We start from the raw sequence: 18327 nt of genomic DNA on the forward strand, positions 1-18327 counted from the left end.
TAAATGACAAAGGGGCTATCCAAAAAAAGTTGGGTAGCCCCTTTTTTATACAGTTTCATATGTCTTCCCTCATCCTTATCAGCTGGTCCCTAACGGTTTGAGTTGTCTTTTTGCGTCCTTCCTTTCGTTTTGAAACTAAGCGTCTTTTAGCCTGAGCTTCTGATAACGCATATCAGCGTTTAGACCCCAACTTTTCATGCAATAGCTCCTCGTCCAGGCTGTTTTCATATTTGGAGATCACCAATGTCGCCGCCGAATTTCCGATCAAATTTGTAATCGCCCTTGCTTCACTCATAAAACGGTCCACACCAAAGATCAAAGCAACGGATTCTACGGGTACATGTCCGACAACGGGCAATGTCGCGGCAAGGGTAACAAAACCGCTTCCCGTGACACCGGCAGCGCCTTTGGAAGTCAGCAGCAATACCAGCAGCAAGGTAATCTCCTGCTCCAGGCTAAGGTGCATATTCAGCGCCTGTGAAATAAATACCGCTGCCATGGTCAAATAAATACTTGTCCCGTCCAGATTGAAGGAATAGCCTGTAGGGATAACTAAGCCTACCACAGGTTTGGCACAGCCTGCATCTTCCATCTTCTGCATAATGCCCGGCAGTGCAGATTCTGAAGAGGAAGTCCCCAATACAATCAAAATTTCCTCCTTGATATATTTTAAAAACTTAAAAACATTGACCTTAAGATAAAAATGCAAGACTGCTCCAATTACAATGATCACAAAAATAAAACAGGTCAGGTAAAAACTCAGCATGAGCATGCCCAGTTTAGATAAAGCCTGGATGCCAAACTTGCCAATCGTAAAACCCATGGCGCCCATTGCCCCTAAAGGAGCTAGGTACATAATCATTTTGATAATGGAAAAGAGGACCTTTAGAAAAGACTGCAATACGTTGAGTACAGGTTCAGAAGCTTTCTGCCCTATCTTTGTCATACCGATCCCAAAAAGAACTGCAAAGACAAGCACCTGTAGCATATTGTCCGAAGCCACCGCCGCAATCACATTATCTGGGATGATCCCGATGATAAAATCCATAAAACTGTGGGGTTCCTTGGATTCTGAAATATAGTGTGATACCGAAGACACGTCTAGACTCGCAGGATCGGCATTCATACCGGTGCCCGGCTGTATCAGATTAACAAACACCAGACCGATGATTAGCGCGATCGTTGTCATGATCTCAAAATAGATAATGGAAGTCAGGCCGATTTTACCAACTTTTTTTGTATCCTGCATACCAGCGATGCCAATCACGATAGAACTGAAAATCAATGGCGCAATAACCATCTTGATCAGTTTAATAAAAGCATCTCCCAGTGGCTTTAGCTTGACCGCAAAGTCAGGATAATAAATCCCGCAAATAATCCCTATTAGTATCCCCAATACAACTTGAAAATAGAGGCTTTTAAAAATATGTTTCATGATCGGTTTATTTACTGACAGCAATTCCCTTTGCTATTCATCGGTTTTTTAATTTAGGATTCAGCCTTTTCTGAGTACGAATATAAAAAAAAGGGATGCATAAATGCATCCCTTCTTATGATATTTTCTAAACTTAATTGCTGAAATATGCTCTCACATTCTTTCCTTCAATCCAGTTCATATAAGCTTTATTGACAATTTTGTTTCCTCCAGGTGTAGGATAGTCACCCGAGAAGTACCAATCACCTTTATGTGCTGGACAAGCTTTATGCAGATTATCCAATGTCTGATAAATGACTTCAAGCTCTGCTTTCAGGTGGTGAGGTCTTACAATACGAGCAATTTCCTCCGAGATCTCCTCATCCGTAAAAGGTGCATAGATGGCTTTGACATAATTTTCGATATCGTTGACATCCTGGGTCATTGATAACACACATTTTTGATAAACTTCATCGATTATATGTGCCATACCACGTTGTTTCAACAGGTTAATTGCTGCTTCGAAGGCCACAAATTCGCCCATGCGTGACATATCAATACCGTAACAATCCGGGTAACGAATCTGAGGAGCAGATGAAACAATCACGATTTTTTTCGGATTCAAACGATCCAAAATTGTTAGAATACTTTGTTTCAATGTTGTTCCCCGAACGATTGAGTCATCAATAGCAACAATGGTATCTTCATGATCCTTGACAATACCGTAAGTCGTATCATATACGTGCTGTACCATATCTGTACGGTCTGCATCCTGCGTAATAAATGTGCGCAATTTTGCATCCTTCACGTTGAGTTTTTCAAAACGAGGTTTAATACTCAGGATTTCATCCAATTCTTCATCAGAAATTTTTTCTGAGCGATTCAACAAAGTCTCCTTTTGAAAATCCCGAACATAAGCATTGATACCGTCCATGAGGCCATAGTAAGATACTTCGGCTGTATTTGGGATAAACGAGAATACAGTATTTTTGATGTTATTTTTGACAGATTCCAATACCTGAGGTACCAGTAACCTACCTAATTCCTTACGTTCTTGGTAGATATCAGCATCCGATCCACGCGAAAAGTAAATCCGTTCGAAAGAACAAGAACGTTGCTCGACGGGCTGTCTAAACATCTCTTCGGTTACTGTACCATCTTTTTTCGCAATCAGGGCATGGCCAGGTTTAATTTCCTTCACAGCACCGATAGGAATATTGAATGCCGTCTGGATAACAGGTCTTTCCGATGCCACCACTAGGATCTCCTCATCCTGATAATAAAACGCCGGACGAATACCTGCTGGATCACGCATAACAAAAGCATCACCATGACCAAAGATACCTGCGATGGTATAACCGCCATCCCAAGTTTTGGCCGAACGCTTCAATATCTTGGTAACATCAATATTTTTAGCGATCAAAGAACTGATCTCAATATTAGAATGACCTTCTTTTTTGAACTGATCGAAAAGCTCTTGGTTTTCATCATCCAGGAAGTGGCCAATTTTTTCCAAAACGGTTACTGTATCCGCTTTTTCTTTTGGATGTTGCCCCAACTCATATAATTGTTGCAACAATTCATCCACATTGGTCATGTTGAAGTTACCCGCTACCACCAAATTACGAGACATCCAGTTGTTTTGTCTCAAAAATGGGTGACAGCTTTCGATACTGTTCTTTCCATGCGTTCCATAGCGCAAATGTCCTAAAAGTACTTCTCCGGTAAAACTTACATTATCTTTTAACCATTGTGTATCTTTTGATTCCTCCGGAAACGCTTTCTGAACAGAAGCGAATTTTTTCTGCACATATTCGAATATATCTGCCACAGCAGTCGAGCCCATAGCTCTGTAACGCGAAATGTAACGATTTCCAGGTTTAACATCAAATTTAATGGTGGCAATTCCAGCCCCGTCTTGTCCACGGTTGTGCTGTTTTTCCATTAATAGGTACAATTTGTTGATGCCATAAAATGGCGTACCATATTTTTCCTGATAATAAGATAAGGGTTTTAACAGGCGAATTAGTGCGATTCCGCACTCGTGTTTAATAGCGTCGCTCATATCTTGATTTGATGTCGCAAAAATAAGAATTATTTAGCACTTACCGATCCCTACCCTCACTTTTTCCGTAATAAAATTACAGTGAATAGACAGTGGCTCTTTGCGATAGCGCCTTAAAGCTTATTGAGCAATAAAAACAGGTACCTTCACTGCATGCCGCAGCTTGTTGACCGTCTCACCGAAAACAAAATCCTTCACGCCGCTATGCCCATGGCTCCCAACAACCAGGAGATCGGCCTCATATTTCTCACAGACCTCAGCAATGCTCTTGATCCGGTTATTGTAACCCAATTCATATTCCGTTTGATGTCCTTGCGACAATAGAAAATCAGCATATAATTTTAAACGCTCCAGATCCTGACGTGATTCAAAATCATCTGTCGACTCCCCGGTATATTTGACGGATGCACTTTCCACGATATGGACAACCACAAATCTGGTATCTTCATGCGAAAGCTGCAGGGCATATTGAATGACTTTCTGGTCAGAATTTGAAAAATCTAAGGCAATTACAACTTTCTTAAAGGAGCCTTTATGTTCAAAATGCAATGCTTCAAATGGTGGATGGACCTCCAGTTCAATGGGTTTCGATTTCAATAGAAATGGATATAATACCGTCATCACCAGCAAAGCGAACAAACCAACTGCGCCTAATATCAGCAACACCGTTACCAAAATATTATTTGCTTCTCCAATCCAACCGACCACTTCGTCGTAGACCAATTTAAAATTCAGCACCGCGATAATGGCCGCTATCAACCAAGCAAATGCCTTTGTTAATGGTTTGATTGCAAAAACGCCCATCTTGACTTTATCGCTCACAAAATGGATCAACGGAATAACGGCGAAGGCAAGCTGCATGCTCAAGATCACCTGACTAAAGATCAGCAGTTGTCCAACACGGCCTTCACCCGAAATCAGAATCACCAATACAGCCGGAATAATAGCCAATAGCCGGGTTATAATCCTTCGTAGTGTCGGACTAATCCGCAATCTAAGATAGCCTTCCATCACAATCTGTCCGGCGAGGGTACCGGTCACCGTTGAGCTCTGTCCCGCAAGAATCAATGCCACCGCAAACAGCTTGGATGCCCATTCAGTCCCCAGCAGGTTGCCCAGTAGATGATAAGCATCTTCGAGTTCGGCTACATCGTGCATTCCATTCTTATGAAAAACAGATGCTGCAAGGATCAATATCGCGGCATTCACCAAAAATGCCAGATTCAGGGCAATAGCACTATCCCAAAAGTTGTATTTGAGTGATTTTCGGATAGAAACCTCATTTCGGTCAATTTTCCGTGTCTGAACCAGGGCCGAATGCAGATACAGATTGTGCGGCATCACGGTCGCTCCTATAATTCCGATGGCGATATACAGGGCGGCGCTATTGGGGATACTAGGTATAAATCCTGTGGCCACCTCCGCAAAATCGGGTTTCGCCAGAAACATTTCTACCATAAAACACATGCCGATAAGGGCGATCAGTCCGATGATAAAAAGCTCCATTTTTCGCATCCCCAGCTTCTGAAGATAGAGCAGCAGGAAGGTATCTGCAAAACTAATCATGACGCCCCAGAGCAGATCGATACCGAAAAGTAGATTAAGACCGATGGCCATCCCCAGTACCTCGGCCAGGTCACAGGCAGCAATCGCAATTTCAGCGAGCACATACAGCACAAAATTCATCCGTTTAGGATACGTTTCACGGTTACATTGTGCAAGATCTTTACCACGTACAATACCAAGGCGTGCACATAGATTCTGCAGCACTAAGGCCATGATGTTACTCATCAACAAAACCCAGATCAGGGCATATCCAAATTGGCTTCCGCCGGCAAGGTCCGTAGCCCAGTTGCCCGGATCCATATACCCGACACTAATGAGATAAGCAGGACCAAAGAAACTAAGTATCTTTTTGAATTTGGATTTTCCTTGATTGACATCGACACTTTCGTGGATATCAGATAGTGATTTATGATGGGATTCGTCGTAATGCATAAGTTGCTGTAAGTACAATATCGTCAATTGTCAGCCTTAAAGATAAAAAGCTTTACATTATTTGGCAATTTAAACCCGATATAATTAGAATTTAAATGCCAGCTGGCCAGAATTTTCCTTTGACTGATTGCCAAATTGTATAAAATCGATGATCTCATATTGACCTAAGTCAGGTTTAAACTGCCGCACATGAACACCCTTGCACATAAAATTCAGATCGACCGACCGCAATTGTTCTTTTGCGATCTCAAGACGTTCTGGCTCCAGCTGTCGCCCAATTGAAATATGGGGTTCATCGCTGATATCCATCAGATCAAACTGCGACAACGTATGTACCACCTTTCTCGCACGATCTTTCAGATAACTTCGGGCATGTACTGTCGGCGCTATATAGAAAGCACCGCCTGCGAAAGAGGAGAAATGATCAAAATAAACATACTGGCTGCGTTCGTAGGCCAAAGCTTCCCGCAAAGCCTCAACAGCCGAAGCCAGTTTATACTCATCTGCTTCAAAAGCACATATGGTCACATGGGCCTTGGAATTGCAGCTGGGGTACCAACCTTTGTTTTTGTCAGGAAACAGTTCAGCCAATGACGCACGTAATCGCCGCTTCAAGCCATCTACCAAAACAATACCAGCTTCATCAGGTTGAAAAACAAACGAATATTTATTGACACTATCCTCCATAACAAAAATCAGTTTTCGATCAGTAGGTAAGATAACAAATACAGCGGAGATAACAAAACCCAATTCCTGCGTTTAGTCCGTAGCAGAGGCTACCATCCGATTCCATAATCTTCACCATTATTGCTACTGCCGCCCCAGAGCGTATGATGCTGCTGATCGAAATAAATGGCATTGATCGGTCCACTGGTACGATCTCCTAACTGTATGCTATAGCCCATTTTTTTCAGCTGCTCAATAACAGTAGGTGCTGTATTTTTATCGAGCAGCAGGCTACCTGATCGGGGTTTTCGGTCGTCGATTTTCGTTCCCCCCAAAGATAGCCAAAGCTGATTGCTATTGATGTTGGCTGCTTCACTGGCCTGCTGGGGTGTCATGCCAAATTCGACCATATTCAAGAAAAACTGCAGTAAATTCTGATCTTGTGTATCTCCGCCTTGCACAGCAAAAGAAAGGTAAGGTTTTCCGTCTTTCAAAGCCATCGAAGGGGTGAGTGTAACTCGCGGCCGTTTACCCGGCTCAACCACATTGAAGGGATTTATCAATGAATCCAACACAAAGCTCTGTAAGCGCTGGCTCATACCTACTCCGGTATTCCCCGCAATACAAGCAGGCAACCAGCCACCACTCGGTGTAATCGAAACGACCCATCCTTCTTCATCGGCTGCTTCAACACTTGTCGTCCCCCGAAGGAGCCGATCGACATAAGCACTATCCACCGCTAAAGATGCCAAAAGAGCTGCCTTCGGCAATTCCATTAAAGAAGAACTTGAACGGGCATCATGTTTAGGAACAAAATCATTTTTCAGTTCCGTATTTGGCGTAAACTCCTGCTTACGCTGCTCCAGCAGCGACAGATACGGGTTCCGTTTACCTTCATAGGGATAAGGGTCTCCGGGAAGTACATTCGGGTTATTTTGCTGAAGATCAATTGTTGCGGCACGCGCCTTGGCATAGGATTCGTTTAAAAGACCTCGAATAGGCGTTTTGGGCTTTCCGTAGGGATCGCCATAATAAAAATCCCGATCGGCAAAGGCCAAGTTCATGACCTGATAGAGTGTGTGAATATAGGAAGCGGAATTATAGCCCATTGCCTTTAGGTCAAAGTTTTTCAACATTTGCAGGCTCTGCAGCATGGCTGGACCTTGAGTCCATTCCTGCAATTTATACACATCAACACCTTTGTAATTCATATGCAAAGGCTCCTCTTCAATAGGCTTCCAGTTGGCCAGGTCTGCTTTTGTAATCAAACCGCCTTGCTCTTGACTACCGCGCACAAATTCATCGGCAATGTCGCCTTTGTAAAAGCGGTCATAAGCAGCCATAATTGCCGCTTTTCGATCTTTGCCAGAAGCAAGAGCCTGCTTTTCGGCTTCAACCAGCTTGGATAATGTCCGAAGCAAATCCTGCTGTACAAAAAGCTCACCCGCTTCGGGTGCTTCCCAGGATTTACCTGCATGCACTAAAAACACCTTTTTGCTGTAGGGCCATTCCTTTATACGGTCTTTGCCCCGCTCAATACTTGTTGCTGTTTGGGCATCCATGGGATAACCTGCAGCCATTTCAAGAGCAGGTGCCAGTACCTCAGCCAAGCTTTTGGTTCCATATTGGGCCAGCATATAACATAATCCGCCGGGTGTACCCGGAGTGACAGCCGCTAAAGGACCATATTCAGGGGGGAATTCATAACCTTTTGACTTAAAAAAATCGACTGTCGCTCCAGTTGGTGCTACTCCCAGCGCATTGATGGCAATGACCTTCTTTAATTTCGGATGGTAAATTAAAGCTTGGGTCTCACCGCCCCAGCTCAGGACATCCCACATTGTACAAGTTGCTGCGAGCATCGCGCAAGCGGCATCCACCGCGTTGCCGCCCTGCTGGAACAGCTGGGCACCCGCAGTTGCCGCCAGGGGTTTACCTGTAATGGCCATCCAATGTTTACCATGTAAGGGCGGTTTTTGGGTGCGCTGAGCTGAACTCAGCATGGGTATACAAGTCGTAAGCAATCCAAACAGCGTAATCAGTAGCGAGGGGCATCTTCTTTTCATAGCAGCAATCTTTCGTTAAGCAATTGTTTTAGTAAAACCAAGATAGGTATTTTTAAAACAAACAAAAAACTCCTATCAACCGAGATTGATAGGAGTTTTTAAAATCTTATTTACTATTGGATTACCAATAAATAGAATATAAGGCTGTAACCAATAACGCTACAATCAATGCGATGACCAAAAACGCCCGGTGTGGTTTAAACATCGTGGTATCAACTTCCAATCCAGCTGGCACAACACCACGCTTATTGTCGATCATACTGATGAGAATCATACCGATAATACAAATCACGAAAACAAATCCCATTCTATCCAAAAATGGTATCTCGTAGACTCCGGTTGTCGGATTTGGAACGGAGAAACCTGTCGATGACAAGAAAGAAAGATCGACCCAATCCGGTAATTTTTTGAAGATAATGGAGAAAATAAAACCACCAATTGTTGCAAATAAAGCCGCATTTGAAGTTGCTTTCTTCCAGAAGAATCCTAAAATGAACATGGCAAAAATACCTGGAGACACAAAGCCTGTATACTCCTGAATATATTGGAAACCACCTTTTTTATCAATTCCCAAATGTGGTGCAATCAGCACGCCCAAAATCATGGCAACAACAACGGTAAGCTTACCAATATTGACCAATTTTTTGTCTGATGCTTCGGTATTGAATACTTTCTTATAAATATCCAAGGAGAAGATTGTTGCGATACTATTTGCTTTACCGGCCAAAGAAGCGACTACCGCAGCTGTTAATGCTGCAAACGACAAGCCCTTTAAACCTGCTGGCAATAAATTCAATAAAACTGGATACGCATGGTCTGGATTCACCTCACCATGTTGCATCATTTCATTTTGGAACAAACCATCTTTCCACATCACGTACGCTGCAATACCCGGCAATACTACGATGATAGGCATTAACAACTTTAGAAAGGCAGCAAACAAAATTCCGTTTCGCGCTGTTTTCAAATCTGCTCCTAATGCACGCTGTGTGATATATTGATTACATCCCCAGTAATTTAAGTTGACGATCCACATCCCTCCAATCAATACGGTCAATCCTGGTAAATCAAGATAATTCTCGTTTTTACGATCCAGAATCATATGGAAATGATCGGAAGCTTTCTCGGTCATTAAGTGATAGCCTTCCAGTACCCCGGAGCCACCATAGTGCTCCGAAACAAGATTTAAGGCCAGATAAGTTGTCGCCAAACCACCAAGAACCAAAAAGAAAACCTGAATAATATCCGTATACCCAATTACCTTCATACCGCCCAGCGTAATGATAACAGCAAAAATCGCTATAGCATACATACACGCTTCCAGGCTGATACCAGAAATACTGCTTACCGCAATGGCGCCCAAATAAAGAATGGATGTCAAGTTGACCACCACATAAAGCAGCAACCAGAAAACGGCCATGATCATCGCAACAGTTCCATTGTAACGTTTATGAAGAAACTGTGGCATGGTAAAGATCTTATTCTTTAAATATACCGGTATAAAAAATACCGCAACGACAATCAGCGTGATGGCAGCCATCCACTCATAAGTTGCAATAGCCAATCCCATCTTAAATCCGGAACCGCTCATACCGATAAATTGCTCAGCAGAAATATTGGATGCGATAAGTGATGCTCCAATAGCCCACCAGGTCAATGAACCCTCAGCCAGAAAATAATCTTTGGAACCGACAGATTCAGATTTCTTTCGATAATATACCCATAATCCGTAACCTGCTACAATAACAAAGTAGATCAGGAAAACGATGTAATCTTTTGTGCTTAAATAATTATTCATGTATTGGTAATTGGTTTAATTTGATCGCCTAATATAGAAATATTTTTAGAACTATATATATCTATTGACCAAATTTTCTAAATACTCCTGTTTACCACTGATGGTTTTAGGCTCACCCAATTCCACTGCTAAATCCCTTAAGTTTTCCAAAGTTAATTTACGATCTTCAAACGATGCGCCATGACCCGCGTCAAACGAAGCATAACGGTCTGTCCGAATTTTTTTGTAGTCCGAGTCCTGCAGGATACGATCTGCCGTAATTAGAGCGCGTGCAAAAAGATCCATCCCCCCAATATGTGCATAAAACAGATCTTCAGGATCTGTGGAATTCCGGCGGATTTTGGCATCAAAGTTCACACCGCCCCCTTGGAAACCACCACCTTCTAAAATAATCAACATGGCTTCGGTCAATTCATTGATGTCATTCGGAAATTGATCCGTATCCCATCCATTTTGATAATCACCGCGGTTAGCATCGATGGAGCCCAATTTACCGGCATCGACAGCAACCTGCAGCTCGTGCTGGAACGTATGGCCGGCCAATGTAGCGTGGTTTACCTCCAGGTTTAGTTTAAAATCTTCCAAAAGATCATACTGACGAAGGAAGCCGAGCACGGTAGCGGCATCATAATCGTACTGGTGTTTTGTAGGCTCGCATGGTTTAGGCTCGATAAAGAACGTTCCTTTAAAGCCGTTTTTACGGGCATAATCCTTGGCCATATGTAAAAACTGTGCGAGATGCTCCTGTTCACGTTTCATATTGGTGTTTAAGAGGCTCATATACCCTTCTCTTCCGCCCCAGAACACATAGTTTTCACCACCAAGAGCAATCGTTGCATCCAATGCGGCCTTCACCTGAGCACCACCATGTGCAAGGACATGAAAATCTGGATTGGTCGCCGCCCCGTTCATATAGCGCTTATGGCTAAACAGATTGGCTGTCCCCCAAAGCAATTTGATTCCGCTCGCCTGTTGTTTTTCCTTCGCATAATCAACAATAGTTGAGAGACGTTTTTCATTTTCGAGGACATTATCTGAATAATCGACCAAATCTACATCATGGAAGCAGTAATAAGGTATATTCAATTTACTGATAAATTCGAATGCCGCATCCATTTTATCTTTTGCCCTTGTAATTACGTCGCTGCTTTCGTCCCATGGAAATTGATGTGTCGGTCCACCAAATGGATCAGATCCATTGCCATTAAATGAATGCCAATATGAACAGGCAAATTTGAAATACTCTTCCATTGTTTTTCCAGCAACAATCTGCTGCGGATTGTAATAACGGAAAGCCAATGGATTTGTACTGTCTTTTCCTTCGAACTGAATCTGGCCAACGCCTTTGAAAAATTCTTTTTTCCCTTTGATAATATTCATCTTATTTTTTATTTATATTTTTATTTAACAATTCTTTCCACTGCTGATAATGCTCTTCATACTGCGCTACAAATTGAGGTTCAACCGTGTACACGGGTTTCAAGGTGCGAAAAGCTTCGACAAAATCCGTGTAATAGCCGCTACCGATCCCTGCCCCCAGCGCTGCCCCCACGCTGCCGTCGTGATTAAAAATTTCTACCGGGACATCTGTGGCTCCTACAAAAGACTCGCGAAAAACGGAGCTTAAGAATAAATTTGCATATCCCGCACGGATCATATTCGGATACAAGCCATTTTCACGCATGATATCCAGTCCATAACGAAAAGCATAAGCAATCCCCTCCTGTATCGCACGCAGTATATCGCTTGCATCATGCCTATTTAAATCTATTGCTGTAATTGAAGCGCCCACCATCTGATTATTGAGCATACGCTCGGCGCCATTCCCAAATGGAATAACCTGCAGGCCTTTGCTTCCTATAGGTGATGACCCAGCCATGGTATTGATTTGTTCATAGGATAAATCGCGTCCTAGCAACTTCCGTCCCCAACTATTCATAATACCTGTTCCATTGATGCATAGTAGTACCCCTGTCCGAATATCATCTTCACGGTAATTCACATGTGCAAATGTATTGACACGTGATTCGCGGTCCGCAATCAGCTGATCGCTCACCCCATAGATAACCCCAGAAGTACCTGCGGTCGCAGCGACCTCTCCAGGTTGTAAAACATTCAAGGAAAGCGCATTGTTGGGCTGATCGCCAGCCTTATAGTTGATGGTCACCGTACCAGACAGGCCGAGTTCCTCGGCAATAGCTGCTTTAATCTGTCCATGGGTCGAAAATACAGGTAAGATCTCTGGAATAAGATGATCGGCAAAGCCATAGTAATCCATAATGGTATCTGACAGGGTATTGTTTTTGAAATCCCAAAAGATACCTTCCGATAAGGCCGATATGGAAGTTGTCACTTGACCCGAAAGTTTCATGGCAATAAAATCGCCGGGGAGCATGATCTTATCTATCTTTTCGTAAATAGCCGGTTCATTAGCCTTCACCCAGGCCAGCTTCGACGCTGTAAAATTCCCAGGAGAATTCAAGTGATGGCTTAGATTTAAAGACCTTCCGATTTCATCAAAAGCGGTATTCCCCAACTCTACGGCTCTGCTATCGCACCAGATAATCGCATTTCGCAGCACCTGTTGATCTTTATCGACTACCACTAAGCCGTGCATTTGGTAAGCGATTCCAATAGCCGAAATTGCTTTGGGATCGTACAGCCCTAGCGCATTTGCTTTCAACAAGGCCTGTTTAAAGTAATCCCACCAATCCAGCGGATTTTGTTCGGCCCAGTTGGGCTCCACAGTAATTATGGGCGCTTCTATATCCGGATATTGTACCGAACAAACCTTACGCTGCGAAGATGCCTCAACGATCGAAACTTTTACGGAAGAAGTACCTACATCTATACCTAACAAATACATGGTAATTAATTGTAACTGGTTATTAAAACAAAGCCGGAAGCAAGCGCTGCAACCGGTTGCATAAAAGTAGGATATGTTTCTGAATATTCAAAATATTAAATAAAATTATTTACTTTGGAGCGTGAATAAAAAAACGACAATTTATGATATTGCCCGTGCGCTTGGTGTGACAGTCTCTACTGTATCACGCGCATTGAACAATGTGCCTACGATCAGCGAGGCGACACGAAAACTAGTGCTCGACAAAGCCAAGGAATTGAATTATAGCGTCAATAAACTTGCATCGTCCCTTTCCTCGGGCAAATCCAATACAATTGGCGTTATTGTTCCGACCATGCAAATTCATTTTTTTGCGGAAGCCGTCCACAGTATTGAAAAAGAGCTGAAGAAACACAATTACAGCCTGTTGCTTTACCAGTCAAATGAATCGTTTGAAGATGAGGTCAATGGTGTAAAGACTTTGCTGGAGGCTCAAGTGGATGGCATCATTGCTTCACTATCCTTGGAAACCCAACAAACAAGCCACTTCCGGGAAGTCATCAACCAGCGCAAGTGCTTAATTATCTTTGACCGTACCCACAAGAATATTCCCGCTCCTGTCGTAAAACTCGACGATTTTAAAGCCGGCTATCTTGCAACGCAGCATCTGATCGAACAGGGCTATAGAAACATTGCTTTTATCACGACAGACAAAGAAATTTCTATTTTCCAGGATCGTTTTCATGGCTTCGAAGCAGCACTAAAAGAGGCTCAACTTCCCCAGCAGGAAGACTTTATTGTGCGTGGCGACTTATCTATTGAAGCCGGCATCAAAGGCACCGAACAGATTCTAAAATCTGCAATCCAACCAGACGCCTTTATTGGTGGCGATGACTTTACAGCCGTGGGGATTATACAGGCACTCAAATCGGCAGATATCGCTATTCCGGCGACAGGTGTGATCGGTTTTGCAAACCAGACCTTTTCCTCTTTTATCACGCCTACACTATCAAGTATTGATCAACAGGCCAATAAAATGGGGGAAGAATGTGCCAAGCTCTTTCTCAAAATGGTTAAACAAAAAAATCCCTACGAAGCAATCGAACAAATTGTCCTTGATCCTTTATTGGTAAAAAGAAAATCTACCAACAGAATAGACAAATAATCAGTACCTTTGCCTAAATTTACTTCAATGCAAGCCCGGCAGAAATTTAGGACAGTAAGCATCTGCTTATTATTTGTCATTCAGGCCCTTTTTTTAGTGGCCATCTTTGTAGAAAATACGCATTCATATATTGTATTAGCCTTTATCGGCCTATTATCCTTACTGATCCTATACAGTTATCTCAGGTCGCCCATTCATCATCACAGGCATGAATATGAATCGATTAAAATTGCTATTTGGGTACCTATAGGAGCAATTACATCCTACTATTTCAATCAGATCTTCGGTTTGGGTCCTGTTTTGGGGGCTGCGCTTACAGGCACCATCGCCTCGTTTATTCCCAACATCAACAAAAATTCAACCTATCTACCCCACCTTCCGGCAGCAATTTATTGCGGTGCATTTGTAGGGATGTCCAATGCGCAGGTGGCCCATGGTTTCTCTTTTATTTTAGCAGCCAGCATTTTCACCGCGATCTTTCTCATTGTATCGAAGAGTCTCTTAAATGGCGTTGGCGGTAAACTGGGCACATTGGCCTTCCTGGGCGTTTCACTTACCTACTTATTGTTGTACCTTTTTAAGTAATATGGAAACATTTATTTTATACCTAGTTGGCATCATCGGGAGCACGGCGACATACTATGTTAACACCAAGTTTCACCAAGGGGCAGTGCGTTCGTCGGCATTGCTGACCTTACTTGTCGCAGGTTTTCTACATTTCTTCCCACAAAGTGTTTCTCCTCATCTCGCACAGTACATTCCCCCTATTTTTATAGGCGCGTCATTTATAGGCATGGTATCAAAAAATCAGCTATCCACTTATTTCGGCCTTGCCCTTGCCGGCATTATCTTTACGACGATTCTGCTTAACACAAGTAAGTTTTTTACAGGCTATGGTGGAGCACTGGGGACGTCGGCCTGTATTGCACTTTTGGTTGTCTTAAGCATTCCTTATTTCAAATCACCACGAAAAATGACCGTTGGATTTCTGCAGCTTCGCAAAACAATCTTAAAAAAACCACGGAAAGTTTCAAAAAGACGAGTAGATTTGTTTAAATAAACAGCATACCCACATGAAACCTTCATATCTGATCTTCATTATCCAAATCTTCTTTCTGAACCTCCTAAATGCTCAGCAAGCTACGATTAATATTGTCAATCAAGAACGCAACAGCAGCTATCGGGGGCTAAGTGTCGTCGATGATGAAACCGTTTGGGTAAGTGGCAGCAACGGTACTGTAGGCTTAAGTACGGATGCCGGAAAAAACTGGCAGTGGGTCAATCCCATAGGTTATGAAAAAATCGATTTTAGAGATATCGAAGCATTTGATGAGAATGAAGCCCTTATTATTTCGGCCGGTTCGCCTGCCATTATCTTAAGTACACAGGATGGTGGCCGAAGCTGGAAGGAAGTATTCAGTGACAAACGACCGGAGATATTTTATGATGGATTTGCATTTACATCAAAAGGTGTAGGAATTGCTTTTGGAGACGCCATTCATGGAAAAATGCCTTTATTGAAAAGCGTTGATTTCGGAAAGTCTTGGAAAGATATATCTGCGAATATGCACTTTGCCATCGCCGATGGGGAAGCAGGCTTTGCGGCGAGCGGAACATCCATCTACTGCGATGACCATGGCACCTACTGGATTGCTACCGGTGGAACTGTAGCCAATATATACAGCAGCGCAGATCAGGGCAGCACATGGAAGCGTTACAGTTGCCCCATGATTCAGGGAAAAAATAGCACGGGTCCTTTTTCGGTCGCATTTTACACATCAAAAACCGGCATTGTGGTGGGCGGCGATTACAAGGAAGATAAAAATAAAGACAAAAACAGCCTTTTGACCAACGACGGCGGCAAGACATGGTTTGCACCAGAGACAGCCCCTGCTGGCTTTAAGTCGGCAGTCATTTATCTCTCCAAAAAACAACTGATCTGCACAGGTACCTCGGGTACAGACCACTCGAATGACGGGGGTAAAAACTGGACAGCTATCGGAAAGGAAAGCTTCAATGCCGTTCAAAAAGCCAAAAAAGGTCAAGCCATATTTCTGGCAGGAGATAAAGGAAAAATAGCGAAATTAGCATTATAGGCTAATTCGCTATTTTTTGCACCTCTGCACGCTATTTCTTACAACACTGGAGCTAGGTTTCGCAGTGCAAAAACCGAGATATACTCACTTATCAACAACTACTTGCGCGACAAACGCGATTCCTCCAAATCCAAGGAATACTCCATTTCTTTGATAACATCACTATCGTAAGCCTTACTTTCTTTGATTTTGTACAATCCATCGCGACGTAAAGCTAAAAGTTCCAGCATAATTTTATTGTACAAGCCTCTAACAGCAGAAAGCTGAGCACGCGTGTCCTCCTCCTTGGCACGCTCGGATGCATTTACACTCCGGACAATCTGCTCTTTGACGCGGGCAATTGTCTCATATTCCAGCATTTCCTTTCCATAATGCTTATCTAAATAAGCAATAGATTCTTTGCCAAGACGGACACGGATCTCATCTATCTGTTCTTCCATCGAAGCTTGTTCATCGACCTCTTCAATTTTAATCAGTTTGATCAGCAATGGCAGGGTAAGCCCTTGAAAAACAAGTGTCACCAAAATAACCACAAAAGTAATAAACAAGATCAGGTTACGGTGCGGAAAAGCAGTTCCATCGTATAAGGTTAAAGGGATCGCCAAAGCTGAAGCCAAAGAAACCACACCTCGCATGCCGGCCCAGCCTACAACCAAAGGCAACTTCCAGCCTGGACTCTTTTCCTTGATACGGACGCGTTTGAACAATATTCTAGGAACAAAGGCGGAGAGGTACACCGCAATTAATCGCAATACAATCACGATCACACAAATAGCCAATGCATAGTCAATCGCTTCCTCCATGGAGTATTCACCCAAACCATTGATGATCACCGGGAGTTCAAGTCCAATTAAAATAAAGACAAATCCATTTAATAGAAAACCCACTGTCGCCCAAACCTCCTTCGTTTGGATGCGTGTATGGTAATTGAGGTAATCACCTGCTCGGAAGGAAAGAAACAGTCCCCCACTGACTACAGCTAAAACTCCGGACCATTCAAAATGCTCCGCAACAATATACATCAGGTACGGCGCAATAAGGGTTATGGGTGTTGAAATACTCGACGACTTAGCAACATAACGTAGGAATATATAGAGGATGTGACCGATAACCAGACCAACGACAACACCCATGACCGATAACATCAGAAACTGCGTCGTCGCATTGCTCATCACAAACTGGCCTGTAAGAATCGCAATGGATGCAAATCTAAATACCGTCAATGAGGCTGCATCATTCACCAGGCTTTCCCCTTCCAATATCGCAATTCCCCGTTTAGGAATGCTTACCCCTTTCAGGACAGAACTCGCTGCCACCGCATCCGGAGGAGAGATAATGCCTCCCAGCAGAAAGCCTAGCGCTAATGTAAACCCAGGAATAATACTGACCGAAAAGTAGGCAATCGCCAGCGATGTAAAGAACACTAAACCAAAGCCCATGATAAAAATAGACCGTCGCCACTTCAGAAAATTCCCCCAATTGGTATACCAGGCTGCTTCAAAAAGTAAGGGTGGCAAAAATACCATAAATACGATATCAGGATCAACACTTATGACAGGAGCCCCGGGGATCAACGAGATCACAAGTCCGCCAATAACCAACAGAATGGGGTAAGAAATTTTTAAGCGCTGGCTCAGCACAAATAACATGGCCATAAAGAAAAACAGCACCATCACCAATAAGAGGTTGCTATGAATTTTCTGGCCGGCCTTTCCGCCCACTGCTGCCTTTACATCCGCATAGGGAGCCGACATGGACATGCTATATTGACGAAGCTTCCACTCACTGCCCAGCTTGCTCAACACGCCCACGCCACGAAAAGACTTGGTATTGATCTTAAAAGTTTCATCAAACCAAGCTATTGTGCTATCTGCATTAAAACTGATATGCCGTTTATCATAGCTGTAAGTCCAGGCATTTTTGGGATTAAAATATTGGTCAGAAAACTTATCAATATGCGCTTTATCCCATCGCTCGTCATGATCCGTCCCCAAAATAATACCATCCGAAGCAATGACATTCAAGAAAGGGCCATACTTTACCTCGCCCGAAGATTTGTGCCATTGATCTAACACCCTATTGATTTCTTCTACAGGTTGCTGGGCACTTGTTGGCAAGGCAAATAAAATTAAACTAAGAAAACAATACGTACTTAAAATGATCGTTCTAATCATAAATTCTAAAACATCTTAATATCTAGGACTATGTTATACT

The 18327-nt window shown here is 43.1% G+C and carries 13 protein-coding genes; 4 read left to right on the forward strand and 9 right to left on the reverse strand.

From position 1 onward, the window contains the following. Positions 1–172: 172 nt before the first annotated feature. The 8 genes from dctA to B3C94_RS00865 form a co-directional block, all read right to left on the reverse strand. On the reverse strand, positions 173–1435 hold the full coding sequence (gene dctA, locus B3C94_RS00830; protein ID WP_293897508.1) for a C4-dicarboxylate transporter DctA: 1263 nt from the start codon (positions 1433–1435) through the stop codon (positions 173–175). A gap of 133 nt (positions 1436–1568) precedes the next feature. Continuing rightward, complete coding sequence (locus tag B3C94_RS00835; RefSeq protein ID WP_293897510.1) at positions 1569–3479, reverse strand: class II glutamine amidotransferase; 1911 nt, start codon at positions 3477–3479, stop codon at positions 1569–1571. Between the two features lie 120 nt (positions 3480–3599). Then, positions 3600–5477, reverse strand: a complete 1878-nt coding sequence (locus tag B3C94_RS00840; protein WP_293897512.1) for an Nramp family divalent metal transporter — start codon at positions 5475–5477, stop codon at positions 3600–3602. A gap of 84 nt (positions 5478–5561) precedes the next feature. Further along, positions 5562–6164, reverse strand: a complete 603-nt coding sequence (locus B3C94_RS00845; protein ID WP_293897514.1) for a 2'-5' RNA ligase family protein — start codon at positions 6162–6164, stop codon at positions 5562–5564. Positions 6165–6253: 89 nt separating this feature from the next. Beyond that, positions 6254–8209 (reverse strand): gamma-glutamyltransferase family protein, encoded by a 1956-nt coding sequence (locus B3C94_RS00850; RefSeq protein WP_293897516.1) that lies wholly within the window; start codon positions 8207–8209, stop codon positions 6254–6256. A gap of 121 nt (positions 8210–8330) precedes the next feature. Continuing rightward, positions 8331–10007, reverse strand: a complete 1677-nt coding sequence (locus B3C94_RS00855) for a sodium/sugar symporter (RefSeq protein WP_293897518.1) — start codon at positions 10005–10007, stop codon at positions 8331–8333. A 51-nt stretch (positions 10008–10058) separates the two neighbouring features. Next, positions 10059–11387 carry a xylose isomerase gene (gene xylA / locus B3C94_RS00860; RefSeq protein WP_293897520.1) on the reverse strand — a complete coding sequence of 443 codons (1329 nt, stop codon included), beginning with the start codon at positions 11385–11387 and terminating at the stop codon, positions 10059–10061. A gap of 1 nt (position 11388) precedes the next feature. Continuing rightward, positions 11389–12873, reverse strand: a complete 1485-nt coding sequence (locus tag B3C94_RS00865) for a xylulokinase (protein WP_293897522.1) — start codon at positions 12871–12873, stop codon at positions 11389–11391. Between the two features lie 121 nt (positions 12874–12994). Between B3C94_RS00865 and B3C94_RS00870 the strand changes: the two genes are divergently transcribed. From B3C94_RS00870 to B3C94_RS00885, 4 genes are read left to right on the forward strand one after another with little or no spacing between them, the layout of a single operon-like run. Further along, the gene (locus B3C94_RS00870) at positions 12995–14017 is read left to right on the forward strand and encodes a LacI family DNA-binding transcriptional regulator (protein WP_293897524.1); all 1023 of its coding nucleotides are present in this window, start codon (positions 12995–12997) and stop codon (positions 14015–14017) included. A 27-nt stretch (positions 14018–14044) separates the two neighbouring features. Beyond that, a complete protein-coding gene (locus B3C94_RS00875) occupies positions 14045–14602 on the forward strand; it encodes a hypothetical protein (protein ID WP_293897526.1) in 558 nt (185 codons plus the stop codon). A gap of 1 nt (position 14603) precedes the next feature. Further along, positions 14604–15077, forward strand: a complete 474-nt coding sequence (locus B3C94_RS00880) for a hypothetical protein (RefSeq protein WP_293897528.1) — start codon at positions 14604–14606, stop codon at positions 15075–15077. Between the two features lie 13 nt (positions 15078–15090). Then, positions 15091–16113 carry a WD40/YVTN/BNR-like repeat-containing protein gene (locus B3C94_RS00885; protein ID WP_293897530.1) on the forward strand — a complete coding sequence of 341 codons (1023 nt, stop codon included), beginning with the start codon at positions 15091–15093 and terminating at the stop codon, positions 16111–16113. A gap of 98 nt (positions 16114–16211) precedes the next feature. On the opposite strand, the gene B3C94_RS00890 is transcribed toward B3C94_RS00885, so the two are convergent. Continuing rightward, the gene (locus tag B3C94_RS00890) at positions 16212–18287 is read right to left on the reverse strand and encodes a Na+/H+ antiporter (protein ID WP_293897532.1); all 2076 of its coding nucleotides are present in this window, start codon (positions 18285–18287) and stop codon (positions 16212–16214) included. Between the last annotated feature and the right edge of the window lie 40 nt (positions 18288–18327).

It is taken from the genome of Sphingobacterium sp. UBA5670 (assembly GCF_002420705.1).
In the GTDB taxonomy this organism is placed as follows: Bacteria; Bacteroidota; Bacteroidia; order Sphingobacteriales; family Sphingobacteriaceae; genus Sphingobacterium.

Excerpts from the sequence above, each read along its gene's own strand:
- B3C94_RS00880 (WP_293897528.1), top strand. The coding sequence starts at position 14,604 with ATGGAAACATTTATTTTATACCTAGTTGGCATCATCGGGAGCACGGCG.
- dctA (WP_293897508.1), bottom strand. The coding sequence starts at position 1,435 with ATGAAACATATTTTTAAAAGCCTCTATTTTCAAGTTGTATTGGGGATA.
- B3C94_RS00875 (WP_293897526.1), top strand. The coding sequence starts at position 14,045 with ATGCAAGCCCGGCAGAAATTTAGGACAGTAAGCATCTGCTTATTATTT.
- B3C94_RS00845 (WP_293897514.1), bottom strand. The coding sequence starts at position 6,164 with ATGGAGGATAGTGTCAATAAATATTCGTTTGTTTTTCAACCTGATGAA.
- B3C94_RS00885 (WP_293897530.1), top strand. The coding sequence starts at position 15,091 with ATGAAACCTTCATATCTGATCTTCATTATCCAAATCTTCTTTCTGAAC.
- B3C94_RS00865 (WP_293897522.1), bottom strand. The coding sequence starts at position 12,873 with ATGTATTTGTTAGGTATAGATGTAGGTACTTCTTCCGTAAAAGTTTCG.
- B3C94_RS00855 (WP_293897518.1), bottom strand. The coding sequence starts at position 10,007 with ATGAATAATTATTTAAGCACAAAAGATTACATCGTTTTCCTGATCTAC.
- B3C94_RS00840 (WP_293897512.1), bottom strand. The coding sequence starts at position 5,477 with ATGCATTACGACGAATCCCATCATAAATCACTATCTGATATCCACGAA.
- B3C94_RS00850 (WP_293897516.1), bottom strand. The coding sequence starts at position 8,209 with ATGAAAAGAAGATGCCCCTCGCTACTGATTACGCTGTTTGGATTGCTT.
- xylA (WP_293897520.1), bottom strand. The coding sequence starts at position 11,387 with ATGAATATTATCAAAGGGAAAAAAGAATTTTTCAAAGGCGTTGGCCAG.
- B3C94_RS00835 (WP_293897510.1), bottom strand. The coding sequence starts at position 3,479 with ATGAGCGACGCTATTAAACACGAGTGCGGAATCGCACTAATTCGCCTG.
- B3C94_RS00890 (WP_293897532.1), bottom strand. The coding sequence starts at position 18,287 with ATGATTAGAACGATCATTTTAAGTACGTATTGTTTTCTTAGTTTAATT.